Annotated in this window: 13 protein-coding genes; 3 read left to right on the forward strand and 10 right to left on the reverse strand. The window is 58.2% G+C overall.

What is annotated here, in order from left to right:
• Window positions 1-31 precede the first annotated feature (31 nt).
• The 6 genes from AVO44_RS08915 to AVO44_RS08940 form a co-directional block, all read right to left on the reverse strand.
• Window positions 32-1,174 carry an MFS transporter gene (locus tag AVO44_RS08915; RefSeq protein WP_068335597.1) on the reverse strand — a complete coding sequence of 381 codons (1,143 nt, stop codon included), beginning with the start codon at window positions 1,172-1,174 and terminating at the stop codon, window positions 32-34.
• A 68-nt stretch (window positions 1,175-1,242) separates the two neighbouring features.
• Window positions 1,243-2,520 (reverse strand): DUF3422 family protein, encoded by a 1,278-nt coding sequence (locus tag AVO44_RS08920; protein WP_068335599.1) that lies wholly within the window; start codon window positions 2,518-2,520, stop codon window positions 1,243-1,245.
• Between the two features lie 106 nt (window positions 2,521-2,626).
• Entirely contained in the window at window positions 2,627-2,983 is a 357-nt protein-coding gene (locus AVO44_RS08925) for a VOC family protein (protein WP_068335602.1), read from the reverse strand.
• 150 nt (window positions 2,984-3,133) lie between these two features.
• Complete coding sequence (locus AVO44_RS08930) at window positions 3,134-4,582, reverse strand: NAD(P)(+) transhydrogenase (Re/Si-specific) subunit beta (RefSeq protein ID WP_068335605.1); 1,449 nt, start codon at window positions 4,580-4,582, stop codon at window positions 3,134-3,136.
• A gap of 13 nt (window positions 4,583-4,595) precedes the next feature.
• Entirely contained in the window at window positions 4,596-6,167 is a 1,572-nt protein-coding gene (locus tag AVO44_RS08935; RefSeq protein WP_068335608.1) for a Re/Si-specific NAD(P)(+) transhydrogenase subunit alpha, read from the reverse strand.
• A gap of 129 nt (window positions 6,168-6,296) precedes the next feature.
• A complete protein-coding gene (locus AVO44_RS08940) occupies window positions 6,297-6,746 on the reverse strand; it encodes a methyltransferase family protein (protein WP_068335611.1) in 450 nt (149 codons plus the stop codon).
• A 174-nt stretch (window positions 6,747-6,920) separates the two neighbouring features.
• Between AVO44_RS08940 and kynU the strand changes: the two genes are divergently transcribed.
• Window positions 6,921-8,114: a kynureninase gene (gene kynU, locus AVO44_RS08945; protein ID WP_068335614.1), complete on the forward strand. Its 1,194-nt coding sequence runs from the start codon at window positions 6,921-6,923 to the stop codon at window positions 8,112-8,114.
• On the opposite strand, the gene AVO44_RS08950 is transcribed toward kynU, so the two are convergent.
• A complete protein-coding gene (locus AVO44_RS08950; protein ID WP_068336344.1) occupies window positions 8,107-8,685 on the reverse strand; it encodes a TetR/AcrR family transcriptional regulator in 579 nt (192 codons plus the stop codon). The two genes, kynU and AVO44_RS08950, sit on opposite strands and share 8 nt — an antisense overlap.
• 99 nt (window positions 8,686-8,784) lie before the next feature.
• On the opposite strand from AVO44_RS08950, the gene AVO44_RS08955 reads away from it, so the two are divergent.
• A complete protein-coding gene (locus tag AVO44_RS08955; protein WP_068335617.1) occupies window positions 8,785-9,249 on the forward strand; it encodes a (2Fe-2S)-binding protein in 465 nt (154 codons plus the stop codon).
• A 3-nt stretch (window positions 9,250-9,252) separates the two neighbouring features.
• Window positions 9,253-11,493 (forward strand): xanthine dehydrogenase family protein molybdopterin-binding subunit, encoded by a 2,241-nt coding sequence (locus AVO44_RS08960; protein ID WP_068335620.1) that lies wholly within the window; start codon window positions 9,253-9,255, stop codon window positions 11,491-11,493.
• A gap of 86 nt (window positions 11,494-11,579) precedes the next feature.
• On the opposite strand, the gene AVO44_RS08965 is transcribed toward AVO44_RS08960, so the two are convergent.
• From AVO44_RS08965 to AVO44_RS08975, 3 genes are all read right to left on the reverse strand, one after another.
• Complete coding sequence (locus AVO44_RS08965; RefSeq protein WP_068335624.1) at window positions 11,580-12,356, reverse strand: gamma-glutamyl-gamma-aminobutyrate hydrolase family protein; 777 nt, start codon at window positions 12,354-12,356, stop codon at window positions 11,580-11,582.
• 205 nt (window positions 12,357-12,561) lie between these two features.
• Complete coding sequence (locus AVO44_RS08970; RefSeq protein WP_068335627.1) at window positions 12,562-12,987, reverse strand: GlcG/HbpS family heme-binding protein; 426 nt, start codon at window positions 12,985-12,987, stop codon at window positions 12,562-12,564.
• A 24-nt stretch (window positions 12,988-13,011) separates the two neighbouring features.
• Complete coding sequence (locus AVO44_RS08975) at window positions 13,012-15,144, reverse strand: malate synthase G (protein ID WP_068335630.1); 2,133 nt, start codon at window positions 15,142-15,144, stop codon at window positions 13,012-13,014.
• Between the last annotated feature and the right edge of the window lie 197 nt (window positions 15,145-15,341).

Here is a 15,341-nt window from a genome sequence, read left to right on the forward strand (position 1 = left end):
GGAGTGTAACCCCGATTGCGCCTTTGTGTCCTTAGTCCAAGCGGGCTGGCCGAAGCGCGCCGGACAGCAAGACGATCAAAACTGCCAAGGGCAACAAGGCCGCGAACGCCAAGCGTAATGTAAGCATTTCGGCAAGAAACCCAATAAGCGGTGGACCGATTAGCAAACCCCCATATGCCAGAGTGGCCACGCTGGCGATGGCCTGTCCCGGTGGCACGTTCAGATCGCTGGCGGCCCGGCTGAACGCCAGCGGCATGATAACGGCGTAGCCGATCCCCATCAGGGCAAACCCGATCAGCGCCAACGCCGGTTCGGCAGTTGAAACAACTGTGAAAACACCCATCGCCGCGCACACTCCGCCAAACCGCGCAGTCGCGACGGGACCAAACCGAGAGATTACGAACCCGCCTGCCAGTCGGAAGGCCACCATGGTCACCGAGAACACCGCATACCCCAATGCCGCAATGCTTTCTTCCGCGCCTGTCACGTCGCGCAGGAATATCGCGCTCCAATCGGCGACGGCCCCTTCTCCAAGTGCGCCGCACAGAGCGGTGAACCCCACAAGGATCAACGCGCCGGACGGCAGCGCGAACACCGCAGCCCCCGAAGATGAGGCCTTGCGTGAAGTCCACCGAACCCTGGACAGTGCCAATGTCAAAGCAACAACAATCCCACCCATCAGCAGAAAGTGCTGCATTACCGTCAGCCCCACCTGCACCGCGCCATACCCGCTAAGCGCGCCCAGCCCAGCACCCAAGCTCCACATCGCGTGAAACGAGGACATGACAGGTTTGTCATAGGCGTGTTCAACCTCGGCCGCCCAGGCATTCATGGCGACGTCCATCGAGCCGTGAAAGGCCCCAAACACGAACAGAAAACCTGCCAACGCCCAAAAGCTGTCAGCCAACGCCAGCAGAATCAGGGACAGCGTATAAAGCACCGCGATAACCCGCGTTATGGATACAGCCCCAAACCGATCGGTAAGGCGACCCGTCACCGGAAACGAACACACCGCACCGGCCGCCATGAACAGCAATCCATAGCCCAACGCCTCATGCGTCAGGCCCAGATGATCCCGCACTGCAGGAATGCGGGACGCCCAGATGCCAAACAGCGCACCGTTCAGGATGAACATGGCGGCAACGGCCCGCCAAGCAGCTGCGATTCCAATCACGGAGTATCCTTTAAGATCGCGTCAAACGGTCCTGTTTTACAGGCTTAGGATACTTTGGCAATCGCGGATTACCTGAGCTTTCCGCGGATCTTCCGGACCGCAAACCAAACGATCAACACCACGGGGATCGTTACCGCTGCCGTCAGGGTACCTTTGCTGACCTCGGAGCTTGTCAGGGGATACAACAGATAGCTGACCAACGAGACGGCATAGTAGCTGACAGCCACAACCGACAATCCCTCAACCGTGTGTTGCAACCGCAAGGCCAGGTCGGCACGGCGGTCCATGCTCTCCAGCAAGGCCTGGTTCTGTGCGCTGCGTTCCACATCCACGCGCGTCCGCAGCAATTCGCCCGCGCGGATCGCCCGATCGGACAAAGCCTGCAATCGGCGTTCGGTCGATTTCACCGTTCGCATAGCAGGATCGTAGCGGCGCATCATGAAATCAGCGAAACTCTGACCACCGTGAAACCGCTCTTCCCTAAGCGCCTCGATCCGTTGGTTGACAATCGCCTCATACGCGCCCGTAGCTCCAAATCGGAAAGAGCATTGGGCAGATAGGGTCTCCAACTCGATCGAAGTTGCCAACAAATCGGGAAGCAACTCGTCAGGATGGGCCGAATTGTTGGTCATCTGGCCCATCAGGTCGGTCAGTTTGCCATCCAAGGCCCCGATGCGGGGCGACAGCTGCTTGACGCGCGCAAAGCCCAGCATCGACATGGCCTTGTATGTCTCGATTTCGCACAGGCGCTGGATGATCCGCCCCGTCCTGCGTCGCCCCGTACCTTCAGCAACGAAAAGGGCAAAACGCATATGCCCTGTGGCATCTATCCGAAAATCGCTGGCACATATGGCCGAGTCGTCCAAAACTCGCGCCACTGCGAGGCTTTCCGGTTCGAACCAATCGGCCAAGGCGGTCTTGACCGCGTCATCCTCTTCGCGATCAACCACGCGCAGCATCACCGAAGTGACCCGCTGACCCGGACAGGTCGACAGCCAGTCTTTCGGAAAAACCTCGAAATCCACTGGGTCGAACGGGCGGTCACTGACGTTCTGCGTAATCGCAGTGTAGGTGACGAATTCGGTATGCTGTTCCCACTTGAGCCAGTGGCGACCGATCTGCCCCGCGAAATGAGTGGCGTTTGGCTGCGGATGCTGCGCACCGTGCCGGTCCAAAAGGTCGATCAGATGCGTCAAGTCCTCACTGCGATCACGGGCCACTGCGGCTACCGGCTTTTTGATCGCCAGAAAAACCACGGTACACGGCGTTTCGGCCACCGGAAAAGGGCGGGCGTGCAGTTCATTGGCCAAGGTATAGCGCAGCGGGTGGTCGTCCATGGGCGTCATGCGGGGCTCCGTTTCGTCCGTGGCACTATACGACACACCCAGAATACATCAATTCCGTTTTTTTTCAGTCACTTACACGGATACAACAGTATACATTCCCGCTATCTCATTGATTTGGCTGCCACAGCTCGATCGGATTGCCCTCGGGGTCGTGTATCCGTGCGAATTTTCCAACCTCGCTGTTCCAGTCCGGGTTGGTCTCAACCTCTATTCCCGCTGCCTTCAGCTGTTTGGTCAGGGCGTCCAAGTCATCAACGCGGAAATTGATCATCCATTGTTGCTCGTCCCGCCCGAAATACTTGGTGTCCTGAGCGAAAGGTGCAAAAACCGTATATCCCTCTCGCTGCTTCCACGGTACTGGATCGTAGTAACTGACGCCCAAGTGTCTCTCATACCAAGCGCTCAACGCTTGAGGGTCGCGCGCACGAAAGAAAACTCCTCCGATACCATTGACCTTTTGCATGCCCTTTCTCCGATACGGCTCGGACCAAGCATATCACACCCAGCGTGTTTTGACTGGCTACCAATATAGCGAAGTTCAGAAGGCAAAGCACGCGGCAAGACAAAGAAAGGGCGCCCTTAGGCGCCCTTGTTACTCGGATTTACCCTTTGATCACTCGATCATAGGTATCAGCTTGTCCAACGACTGCTTGGCGTCGCCATAGAACATGCGGGTGTTTTCTTTGAAGAACAACGGATTTTCGATACCCGAATAACCGGTGCCTTGGCCGCGTTTACTGACAAACACCTGCTTGGCGTTCCAGCATTCCAATACCGGCATCCCGGCAATGGGGCTGTTGGGGTCTTCCTGTGCCGCAGGGTTTACGATGTCGTTCGAGCCGATGACAATGGCAACATCCGTATCCGGGAAGTCATCGTTGATCTCGTCCATTTCCAGAACGATGTCGTAGGGCACCTTTGCCTCGGCCAGTAGCACGTTCATGTGGCCCGGCAGACGACCGGCAACGGGGTGGATCGCAAAGCGCACCTCTTTGCCCTTGGCGCGCAGCTTGCGGACCAGTTCGGATACCGACTGCTGTGCCTGCGCCACCGCCATGCCATAGCCAGGGATGATGATGATGCTGTCGGCATCGTTCAGAGCCGCCGCAACACCATCGGCGTCAATGGCCACCTGCTCGCCCTCGACAGCCATCTGTTCCCCCTGCGGACCGCCAAAGCCGCCGAGGATCACGCTGACAAAGTGCCGGTTCATCGCCTTGCACATGATGTAGGACAGGATCGCACCGGACGAGCCCACCAGAGCACCGACCACGATCAGCAGGTCGTTTCCTAGACTGAAGCCGATCGCCGCAGCCGCCCAGCCCGAATAGCTGTTCAGCATCGACACAACCACCGGCATGTCCGCGCCACCGATACCCATAATAAGGTGATAACCAATGAACAGCGCCGCCAGCGTCATCAGGAACAGCGGGAAGAAACCGCCTGAGCTGGTGTACCAGATCAGACAGATGAACGACAAACCCGCCGCCGCGGCGTTCAAAGCGTGGCCACCGGGCAGCTTGGTCGCAGCCGACGTCACCTTACCTGCCAGTTTGCCATAGGCCACGACCGAGCCGGTAAAGGTGATCGCACCGATGAAGATACCAAGGAACAGTTCAACGTGCAGGATCGCCAGCTCAGCCGAGGTTTTCTTGGCAATCAACGCGGCGAAGGTGCCAAAGCCCTCTTTCGCCAGTTCAACATCTGCCGACGCCAGTGCCTGAGCCACGTTGCCGATTTCAAAATGCGCGTTGAAACCAACAAACACAGCGGCCAGACCAACCAGCGAGTGCATCGCAGCGACCAGTTGCGGCATCTCGGTCATTTGGACGCGCTGCGCCACATATTGACCGATCAGACCGCCGCCGATGATCAGCAGGATCGACAGCAGCCACAGACCCGAACCCGGACCGACCAGAGTGGCAAAGACCGCCAGCGCCATACCGACGATGCCGTACCAGACCGCGCGTTTGGCGCTTTCCTGGTTCGACAGGCCGCCAAGGGAAAGGATGAACAGAACAGCCGCAACAACATAGGCAGCAGTGGTGAAGCCAAATTCCATGTGCCCGGCCTCCTTAAGATTTCTGGAACATGGCAAGCATGCGCCGGGTTACGAGGAAACCGCCGAAGATGTTGATCCCGGCCATGAAGACAGACAGCGCCGCTAGCAGAATAACCAGGAACGACCCCGACCCAATCTGCATCAACGCGCCCACAATGATGATCGACGAGATCGCATTGGTGATCGCCATCAGCGGCGTATGCAGCGAATGCGAGACATTCCAAATCACCTGGAAGCCCACAAAAATCGCCAGCACAAAGACGATGAAGTGCTGCATGAAGCTGGCCGGAGCAACCAGCCCTACCAACAGCATCAGCGCTCCGCCCACACCCAGCAGGGTGAACTGCTGTTTGGTTTGCGCCTTGAACGCCGCGATTTCCTGCGCCTTCTTCTCTTCCGGGGTCAGTTCCTTGACCTCGGGCTTTTTCTGCGCCGCAATCGCCTGCACCTTGGGCGGCGGCGGTGGGAAGGTGATCTCGCCCTCATGGGTCACGGTCGCGCCGCGGATCACGTCATCTTCCATGTCATGATTGATCTGGCCGTCCTTCTCGGGCGTCAGGTCCGTCATCATGTGACGGATGTTTGTCGAATACAGAGACGAAGACTGTGCCGCCATCCGGCTGGGGAAGTCGGTATAACCAATGATGGTCACGCCATTGTCGGTCACGACCTTCTCGTCCGGCACGGTGCCTTCGACATTGCCGCCCCGTTCCGCCGCAAGGTCAACGATGACCGAGCCCGGCTTCATCGCCTTGACCATATCCTCAAGCCACAGCTTGGGTGCCGGGCGGTTGGGGATCAGCGCTGTGGTGATCACGATATCCATTTCAGGCGCAAGCTCACGGAACTTGGCAAGCTGCGCGTTGCGGAATTCTTCCGACTGAACCGAAGCATAGCCGCCGGTGGCTGAACCGTCTTGTTGTTCTTCTTCAAAGTCCAGATAAACGAATTCGGCCCCCATGGATTCGACCTGTTCAGCCACTTCAGGGCGCACGTCGAACGCATAGGTGATCGCACCCAGCGAGGTCGAGGTCCCGATCGCGGCCAGACCGGCCACACCCGCGCCAACGATTAGCACCTTGGCAGGCGGCACCTTACCCGCCGCCGTCACCTGACCGGTGAAGAAACGACCAAAGTTGTTGCCTGCTTCGATAACCGCGCGATAGCCAGCGATATTCGCCATGGACGACAGCGCATCCATCTTCTGAGCACGTGAGATACGCGGCACCATCTCCATGGCGATCACGTTTGCGCCCTTGGATTTGGCCAGTTCCATCCCCTCGTCATTCCCTGCAGGATTGAAGAATGAGATCAACGTCTTACCCTTTGTCAGACGCTTAAGCTCTGTCTCGGTCGGCACCCGAACCTTGGCAATTATATCAGCCGCCTTCCACAATGCCGCAGCTGTTTTAACCACCTCAACTCCGGCAGATTCATACGCTGCATCGGAAAAACCAGCCGCCTGACCAGCCCCTTTCTCGATCAGGCATTCATAGCCCAGTTTCTGCAATTGCACGGCAGACTCAGGCGTCATTGCAACCCTGTTCTCGCCGTCAAAAATCTCTTTCGGTGTGCCTATTTTCACTGGCAGTCCCCCTAAATTTCACTCTGTTCGATCGGGTGAGCGGTATTGTTTGTTAAGCAAACGTTTATCTTGCGCAACATTGTTTCACAAGCATGGCAATCGTTACGCTGTGTCACCAGTTGTGCCATGCTAAATCCATCTGCGTGTTTTGCGTTCATAGCGGGCGAAATCCGCACGAAACGTGCGACGCAAGCGGTCCTCCTCGGGCAGGATAAAGCGGCGCTCCAACACCCAGACAAAAACCGGGATCAATAGCAAAGACAGTACTGCATCGAACCGCAGGACCAACCCAGCAAATATTAGAACATCGCCAACATAGATCGGGTTGCGGCTGCGCTTGTAGATACCCGATTGCACCAGCGCATCGGGTGTTTGATGCGGAACAACGGTTGTTTTGTGACGGCGGAATTCGACCACCGCCATGACCGCAATCAAGATGCCGCCCCCGATCAGAAAACCGCTCAGCAAATCAGTCAAACCGCTTTCCAGTGACAGCCCCATGGGCAGGTGACGCGCCTGTAGCCAAGCCAGCAATACAAAACCGGCAAGCCAAACAGGAGGGATATTGATCCAGCGCATAGTCAGTTCTCAGGCCTTACATCACGTAAAGCACGTGACATTTCTGAGCGCTGTCCTAACGCTTTGAGACCAGATTGGCAAAAGTTCAGGTTGTCGCATCGATGGACAGGCAGAAATGGATAGGATACGCCAGACGAAATCACCGCAACACAGTACGAAGGTAGAGACCCCAGTATGACCGACTTTGCCGCAACCAAAGCCATGTTCGATCTGCCCGAGGGCATCATTTATCTGGACGGCAATTCGCTTGGCCCCCTGCCAAGCACTGCGGGTAAGCGCGTGAATGACATGATGGCTAAGGAATGGGGGCAGATGCTGATCACGGGCTGGAACAAGGCCGGGTGGATGGCTCTGCCCACGGCTTTGGGGGATCGTATCGGGCGGTTGATAGGTGCCGCGCCCGGATCGATCGTGACCGGCGATACCTTGTCAATCAAAGTGTATCAGGCCGCCGCTTCGGCACTGGAACTGCGCCCTGATCGAAAAGTTGTACTGTCGGACAGCGGTAACTTCCCGTCCGATCTTTACATGGTGGAAGGTCTGTTGCGATCGCTCGGGTCCGACTATGAGCTGCGCGTTGTTGCGCCCGAGGATGTGGCCGCAAATATCACAGAAGATGTCGCTGTTCTTATGCTGACCGAAGTCGACTATCGCAGCGGCCGCATGCACGACATGAAAGCGTTGACCGAACTGGCACATGCAAACGGTGCAGTAACAGTCTGGGATCTGGCACACTCTGCCGGTGCGATCCCCGTAGATCTGACCGGCTGCAACGTCGATTTCGCGGTGGGGTGTACATACAAGTATCTGAACGGAGGACCGGGCGCGCCAGCCTTTATCTATGTCGCGCCACGCCTTGCGGATCGGGCACGACCGGCCCTGTCAGGCTGGCTGGGGCACGAGGCGCCCTTTGCTTTCGACTTGGACTACCGCCCCGGCACCGGGATTGAGAGGATGCGTGTTGGAACCCCTCCGATCCTGCAAATGACCGCCTTGTCAGCCGCGATGGATATCTGGGACATGGCTGATATGGCCGATGTGCGCGCCAAGTCCATTGAGCTGACCGAGTTGTTCATTGCCCGCGTCGAAGCAGCCTGCCCCGAGCTTGAACTGGTCAGCCCGCGTGATCCGAACCAGCGCGGCAGTCAGGTGTCGTTCCGCTTTGATGACGGATATGCCGCTATGCAGGCCTTGATTGCCCGCGGTGTGATCGGAGATTTTCGCGCGCCAAACATCATGCGGTTTGGCTTTACCCCACTTTACATCGACGAACAGGATGTGGAAGGCGCGGTTGAGATCCTCGCCGATATCATGAACAACCGCCTGTGGGACGCGCCCGAGTACAAGGTGCAGCAGCGGGTTACCTGACCTCAAGCCCCGCGCCGATCAGGGACGCGATCTGGGCAACCTGCTTTTCATAGGTCTCGGCCCCCGCGCCGGCCAGCTTGAGCCCCTTTAGCGTGGCGGTGATTGTCCACCCGGTTTCGGCTGCATCCGCTGGCATTTTGACCCGACCAGCCTGCGCTTGCTGAGTCAGCCAGTCTGCATAAAGACCCGCCAGTTTAGCTTCGCCCTCGGCAATAATGTCGGCCGCCATGGACTTGGTGTTGTCCAGCATCTCAAGCCCGTGAGGCGAGGCCAATATGGTCGCCATCCCGGCAGTTTGTGCCTGCACTGCACGTGTGAGAACCTCGGGCACCGTGCCTGAGGTTGCCAGCGCCTCGGCCACGGCAGCGCTTTTTTCGGAGTAATAAACCTCAGTCAGTTTTCTGACGATCGCCTCTTTGTTTTTGTAGTGCAGATACACTGCCGGGCGGGACATGCCGGCGCCGCGCGCGATGTCATCCATCGACGTTTTCCGGTACCCATAAGCGGCAAACGCCTGAAAGGCCGATGCCAGGATTGCCTTTTGCCGTGGATCGTCAATTGTGTCCGTCATGTCTGAACCCGTGACATCTTTTGTATATTTTGTCAATTGACACAGTGACATTTTACGACAATTATGTCAGAAACCAGCCACAGCTATGTGAGGTGCGCCATGGCAACCGCCCTTAAGATCAACGGGAAGCAACATCAGATTGACCTGCCCGACGACGTACCCTTGCTTTGGGTTTTGCGGGATGAGGTCGGTTTGACCGGAACCAAATTCGGCTGTGGTGTTGCGGCCTGCGGGGCTTGTACCGTTCATATTGATGGTGAAGCCGTACGCTCATGCCAAGTGGCACTGTCGGATGTCTGGGGCGATGTCACGACAATCGAAGGGATCGGATCGCCTGATGCGATGGCTGCAATCCAACAAGCGTGGGTCGATCACCAAGTGGCGCAATGCGGGTATTGCCAGTCGGGTCAGATCATGCAAGCCGCTGCGTTGCTGGCGGAAAATCCTGCCCCCTCGGACGCGGATATTGATGACGCCATGCAAGGCAACCTATGTCGCTGTGGCACCTACCCTCGCATTCGCGCTGCCATTCATGACGCAGCCAGCAAGTTGAAGGAGGCGTAAACAATGGCATCCGTTGGTAAAATCCTGCGTCGCACCTTCCTTATCGGTTCGGCCGCGATTGTCGGTGGCGTCGCGTTTGGCGCCTATTACGTCAGCCGCCCCGCTGCGAACCCGCTGAAACCCGGTGATGGTCAGGCTGCTCTGAACCCGTTTGTTTTGATCGACCAAAATGGCGTTACCCTTTTTGCCCCCCGCGCCGAAATGGGGCAAGGCGTACAGACGACATGGGCTGCACTGATTGCCGAGGAACTGGATGTCGATCTGGATCAGATCACGGTTCTGCACGGCCCTGCGGCGGCGGCTTACTATAACTCGGCCCTGATAGGGGAAGGCCTGCCCAACAAGGGGTATGATATCTCCGATTTCCAGCACAATCTGGGCGAGGCGTTAGGTGTTCTTGGTAAAACGCTCAGCTTGCAGGTGACCGGTGGCTCGACCTCAATGAAAGACGGGTTCGAAAGGATGCGTCAAGCCGGAGCCTCGGCCCGCGAGACGTTGAAACAGGCCGCGGCGAACCGGCTTGGCGTTGACCGCAGTGAACTAAAAACGGCGTCGGGTCATGTCATCGCCCCGAACGGAGACCAGATCCCCTACACCGAGCTGGCCACTGAAGTGGCCAAGCTTGAGCCGATCGGGGCCCCTCTGCGGGATCCGTCAGAATGGCGCTATCTCGGTCAGACCCAACCGCGTTTGGACATGGTGGAAAAGGCAACGGGCACCGCAGAATTCGGAGTCGACGTTCGCTTGCCCGGTATGAAATTCGCCGCCGTTCGCATGAACCCCAAGCTGGGCGGCGCGATGAGCGGCTATGACGACAGCGCTGCGAAATCCATGCCCGGAGTTGAGAAAGTGGTCGATCTGGGCACCGGGGTCGCGGTGATCGCCAACAACACATGGCTGGCCAATCAGGCGGTCGAAGCGATTGATGTCGACTGGGCAGACGCCCCTTACCCGCCGGACACCGAAGGCATCTTTGCAAAAATTGCCGAAGCGTTTGACGAGGCCCCGAACTCGACCATGCGGGATGACGGCGATGTCAGCGTCACACCCGACGGCGCGACCGAGATTACGGCAGAGTATCAAGTGCCGTATCTGGCCCACGCAACGATGGAGCCGATGAACGCAACAGCGCTGTTTACCGGCGATGCGCTGGAAGTGTGGTGCGGTAATCAGGCCCCGACCCTGATCAAGTTCCGCGTTGCAAACACGGCCAATCTGGACACAGAGGCAGTGCAAATTCACACCACTTACTTAGGTGGCGGTTTTGGTCGCCGGGGTGAGTTGGACTTTGGTGAAATTGCGACCAAGGTTGCCATGGCGATGCCCGGCACTCCGGTGCAGACAACCTGGAGCCGCGAAGAAGACATGCGCCATGACTATTTCCGCCCCGGTGCCATCGCCCGCATGCGGGGCGCAGTTCAGGACGGCAAGGCAGTGCTGATCGACGGCAAAGTCGCGGCGCAATCCTGCACACAGCAGGCAGTGACACGCTATACCGGAATGCCCGGCGCTGGCCCGGACAAAGTACTGGTCGAAGGCTTTTTCAACCAACCCTATGCGGTGCCGAACTACCGAATGAGCGGCCACATCGCCAAATTGGATGTTCCGGTGGGGTTCTGGCGTTCGGTCGGAAACAGCCATAACGGATTTTTCCACGAAACTTTCATGGATGAGATGGCCCACGCCGCTGGTCAGGACCCGCTTGAATTCCGACTGGAGCTGATGAAGGCCGAGCATGCCCCGTCGGCCGGATGTCTGGAAGCCGTGAAGGAAATGTCAGGCTGGACAGGCCAGGCGCCGGATGGTGTGGGCCGGGGCGTTGCCTTCACCTATAGCTTCGGCACTCCGGTTGCTCAGGTCATTGAGGTGGTTGACGAGGACGGCACCATTCGCATCAGCAAGGCCTGGATCGCCTGTGACATGGGGCTGGCCCTGGACCCCGAGAACGTCAAGGCGCAGATGTTTGGCGGCATGATGTACGGGTTGTCAGCCGCGTGTTACGGCGAGATCACCTTTGCCGAAGGTGAAGTCGAGCAGTACAACTTCCCCGACTATGATGCGCTGCGCATGCATACTGCGCCGCAGGTCGAAGTGCGCGTCTTGGAAACCAACCGCCATATGGGTGGCGCGGGCGAACCCGGAACACCTCCGTCGATGCCGGCGCTTGGAAATGCGCTGTTCGACCTTACCGGAGAGCGCGCCCGCAAACTGCCGCTGAATCAGCAGTTTAACCTTCTGATCTGACACGTATCAGGCGGGGTTGGGAACGCTTTCCGACATGGAAAACGGGACATCCACGTCGCTCTTCTGAGCGAAACAGACAGCAGGCTTCAAGCAATCCGGCGAAACGCGGCCCGCCCGCAGGTCGCCCATGTCCGAACGGCCTGACCAAATTTCTGAAACAGCGGTCGAGACACAGGATCGTTGATTGCATCCCATTCCGGGTGCCATTGAACCGACAGAGTAAAACCCGGGGCGTCTTGGATATACATCGCCTCGGGCGTGCCATCCGGGGCATAGCCGTCAATGACCACGCGTTCGCCAACTGTTTTGATCCCCTGCCCGTGCAGCGTGTTCGTCATAACCTCGGTCGCTCCGAACAGTTGATGAAAAACTCCGTCCTCGGACAAGGTCACCACATGGCGCAGCGCAAACTTTTCCTCCAACGTGCCATCGGGTGGCATGCGGTGATTCATCCGACCCGGCAGATCGCGAATTTCTGGGTACAGCGTACCGCCCATGGCCACGTTGACCTCTTGAAAGCCGCGGCAGATGCCCATGAATGGCTGACCGCGCTCGACGCAGGCCCGGACCAGAGGCAGCGTAATCGCATCCCGCGCCCGATCAAACTCTCCATGGGCGTCGGTGGCATCTTCGCCGTACTCCTCGGGGTGCACATTCGGGCGCCCGCCAGTCAGCAGAAACCCATCGCAGACCTCCAACAGTTCCTCGACCGAGACATAGCGTGGGTCGGACGGAATAAGCAGCGGCAGGCAGTTCGAAACATTTGCAACCGCGTCCGAGTTCATCGTTCCGCCCGCATGGGTCGGGTACTCATCATTCAGGATGTAGGAGTTACCGATGATACCGACGACCGGTCGAGACATGCCGCTTCCCTTGCTGTTTTCTTGTTCACGAGAACGCTATCCGCAGTGGATCGAACGTGCAACAAAACACGCCCTGTATGACAGCGCAAGGCTGTGTTCAGTGACGCACAGTGTGATCCAGAAACCTCAGGCGTACGGGAGAGTTGCCCACGCCGGGACCCGAACCTTAAACCGGCACGGCTCTGCCCCGGCGCGGTGATCCAACTCAGCTTTCTCCGGTCAAACCGACAGACTCGATCCCGGCCATGCCTGCAACGACGTCATTGTCGGACGTGTCGCCCGTGACACCAACCGCGCCGATAACAGCCCCTTTGCGATCCCGCAGAAGGATGCCGCCCGGAACCGGCACAACCTGCCCACCATAAACACCGTTGACCGCCGCCATAAAATAGGCCTGTGCCTCGGCCCGCTGCATTTGCGCGGTGCCCGCCATACCCAACATGACCGAGCCATAGGCCTTACCATGCGCGATCGGGAACCGGCCCGGCGCCGCGCCATCTTCGCGTTCAAATGCGATGACGTGCCCACCCGCATCCAGAACAACAACTGAAAGGGGTTTCAGGTCCATCTCACGACCCTTTTCAAGGGTTTTTCGGATGATCGTGCGGGCTTTGCGCAAAGAAACTGCCATTGTCTGTCCTATCGTGTTTTCAGGTTAAAGGCTGGCTTTCAACTCAAGACGGCGGGCATGCAGGACCGGTTCAGTATAGCCCGAAGGCTGTATCCGCCCTTTGAACACCAAATCGCACGCAGCCTGAAAAGCCACGCCATCAAATCCCGGAGCCATTGGGCGATATTCGGGGTCACCTTCGTTCTGGCGGTCCACCACTGCCGCCATTTTCTGCATCGCGGCCATCACCTGCTCTTTGCTGACAACGTCGTGATGCAGCCAGTTGGCCAGTGCTTGAGAGGATATCCGGCAGGTTGCGCGGTCTTCCATCAGGCCAATATCGTTGATGTCCGGTACTTTCGAGCACCCGACGCCTTGGTCGATCCAGCGCACCACGTACCCAAGAATACCCTGCGCGTTGTTCTCAATCTCGCGCGTGATTTCCTCATCGCTCAGATTGCGACCACCCAGTAGTGGTATCGTCAACAAATCCTCAAGCGAGGCACGCGCGCCACCAGCCGCCAGTTCGTCCTGGCGGGCCAACACATCAACACTGTGATAATGTGTTGCGTGCAGCGTTGCAGCGGTTGGGGACGGCACCCATGCGCAGGTGGCGCCGGACTTCGGATGGCCGATTTTGGCCTCAAGCATATCATGCATCCGGTCGGGCATCGCCCACATGCCCTTGCCGATCTGCGCCTTGCCTTTCAGGCCGCAAGCCAACCCGATATCAACGTTGCGATCCTCGTAGGACGCGATCCATGGTGTGCTTTTCATATCCCCCTTCGGCAGCATCGGGCCTGCCTCCATCGAGGTATGGATCTCGTCCCCTGTCCGGTCGAGGAAACCTGTGTTGATGAAGGCCACGCGCGATTTTGCAGCACGGATGCATTCCCTGAGGTTGGCCGAGGTGCGGCGCTCTTCGTCCATGATGCCCAGCTTCACGGTGTTGCGCGGCAAGCCGAGGATGTCTTCGACCATATCGAAAATCTCGACCGAGAATGCCACTTCCTCCGGGCCATGCATCTTGGGTTTGACCACATAAACCGATCCCATGACCGAGTTGCCGCCTTCGCGAGCCAAATCGTGCATGGCGATCAACGTGGTGCAGAGCGCGTCCATCAGACCTTCGCCGATCTCATTGCCCTCGGCGTCCAGAATCGCGGGGTTGGTCATCAGGTGCCCCACGTTTCGCACCAGCATCAATGAGCGACCTTTCAGCTTGGCCTGACCCCCGCCGGCGGTGGTGTACTCCAAATCATCTGCCAACTTGCGGGTAAATGTGTTGCCGGCTTTGGTGACCTGCTCGGTCAGGTCACCCTTCATCAGACCCAGCCAGTTACCATATGCAACCACCTTATCCTCGGCGTCGACACAGGCGACTGAGTCTTCGCAATCCATGATCGTCGACAAGGCCGATTCCAGCACGACATCCGCGATACCCGCCGGATCAGAAGCTCCAATAGTGCTGGAGGCATCAATAACGATCTTGATGTGCAACCCATTGTTTTTCAGCAGAATGAACTCCGGGTTTTCCGCAGCGCCACCATACCCAACGAAACGTGAGGCATCCGCAAGTGTTGGCACCAGCGCACCGTTTTCAACCCGCAACTCAGCCGCATCCGCCCAAGACCCGTTTGCCAAAGGCGCAGCGTCGTCCAGAAACCCCTTGGCCCAAGCGATCACCCTCGCGCCCCGGGCCGCGTCGTACCCGCTGCCGGTCGGCAGGTCACCCAGCGCGTCGGTGCCGTAGAGGGCGTCATACAAGCTGCCCCAACGCGCATTGGCTGCGTTTAACGCGAAACGCGCGTTAGTGATTGGCACTACCAATTGCGGTCCGGGTGTTTGCGCAATCTCCGGATCAACATCGGTGGTTTCAATCTGGAAATCGGTGCCTTCTTCAACCAGATAACCGATTTCGCGCAAGAATGCCTGATACGCGGCGGCGTCGTGCTGCTGCCCTTTCCGCTCCAGATGCCACGCGTCCAATTGCCCTTGGATTTCTTCCCGCTTTGCCAGCAGCGCGCGGTTTTTCGGACCCAGCTCAGCCACCATGCGGGACAGGCCGTCCCAAAATGCGTCAGCAGTTACACCCGTGCCCGGCAGAGCCCGATCTTCGATGAATTCGGCCAGAACGGTATCAACTTGCAGTCCGCTGCGCGTTTGTCTGCTGCTCATGAGGTCCCTCTCTCTCGTGTGTACGCCACTGTATTCCGGATGCATTTAGAACGATTGTTTCCGATAGGCAACGCGCACGAGGCCGCTGCGGTAAAACAGACTTACCAAAACTTCCGATCGCACCGTCTCAGTTGAAGATTGCACCGCTTGCAGCCCACCGCCGCAAGCCATAACGTCGCGCCAGACATGAACCGATG

The sequence above is a fragment of the Ruegeria profundi genome (assembly GCF_001507545.1).
Taxonomy (GTDB): domain Bacteria; phylum Pseudomonadota; class Alphaproteobacteria; order Rhodobacterales; family Rhodobacteraceae; genus Ruegeria; species Ruegeria profundi.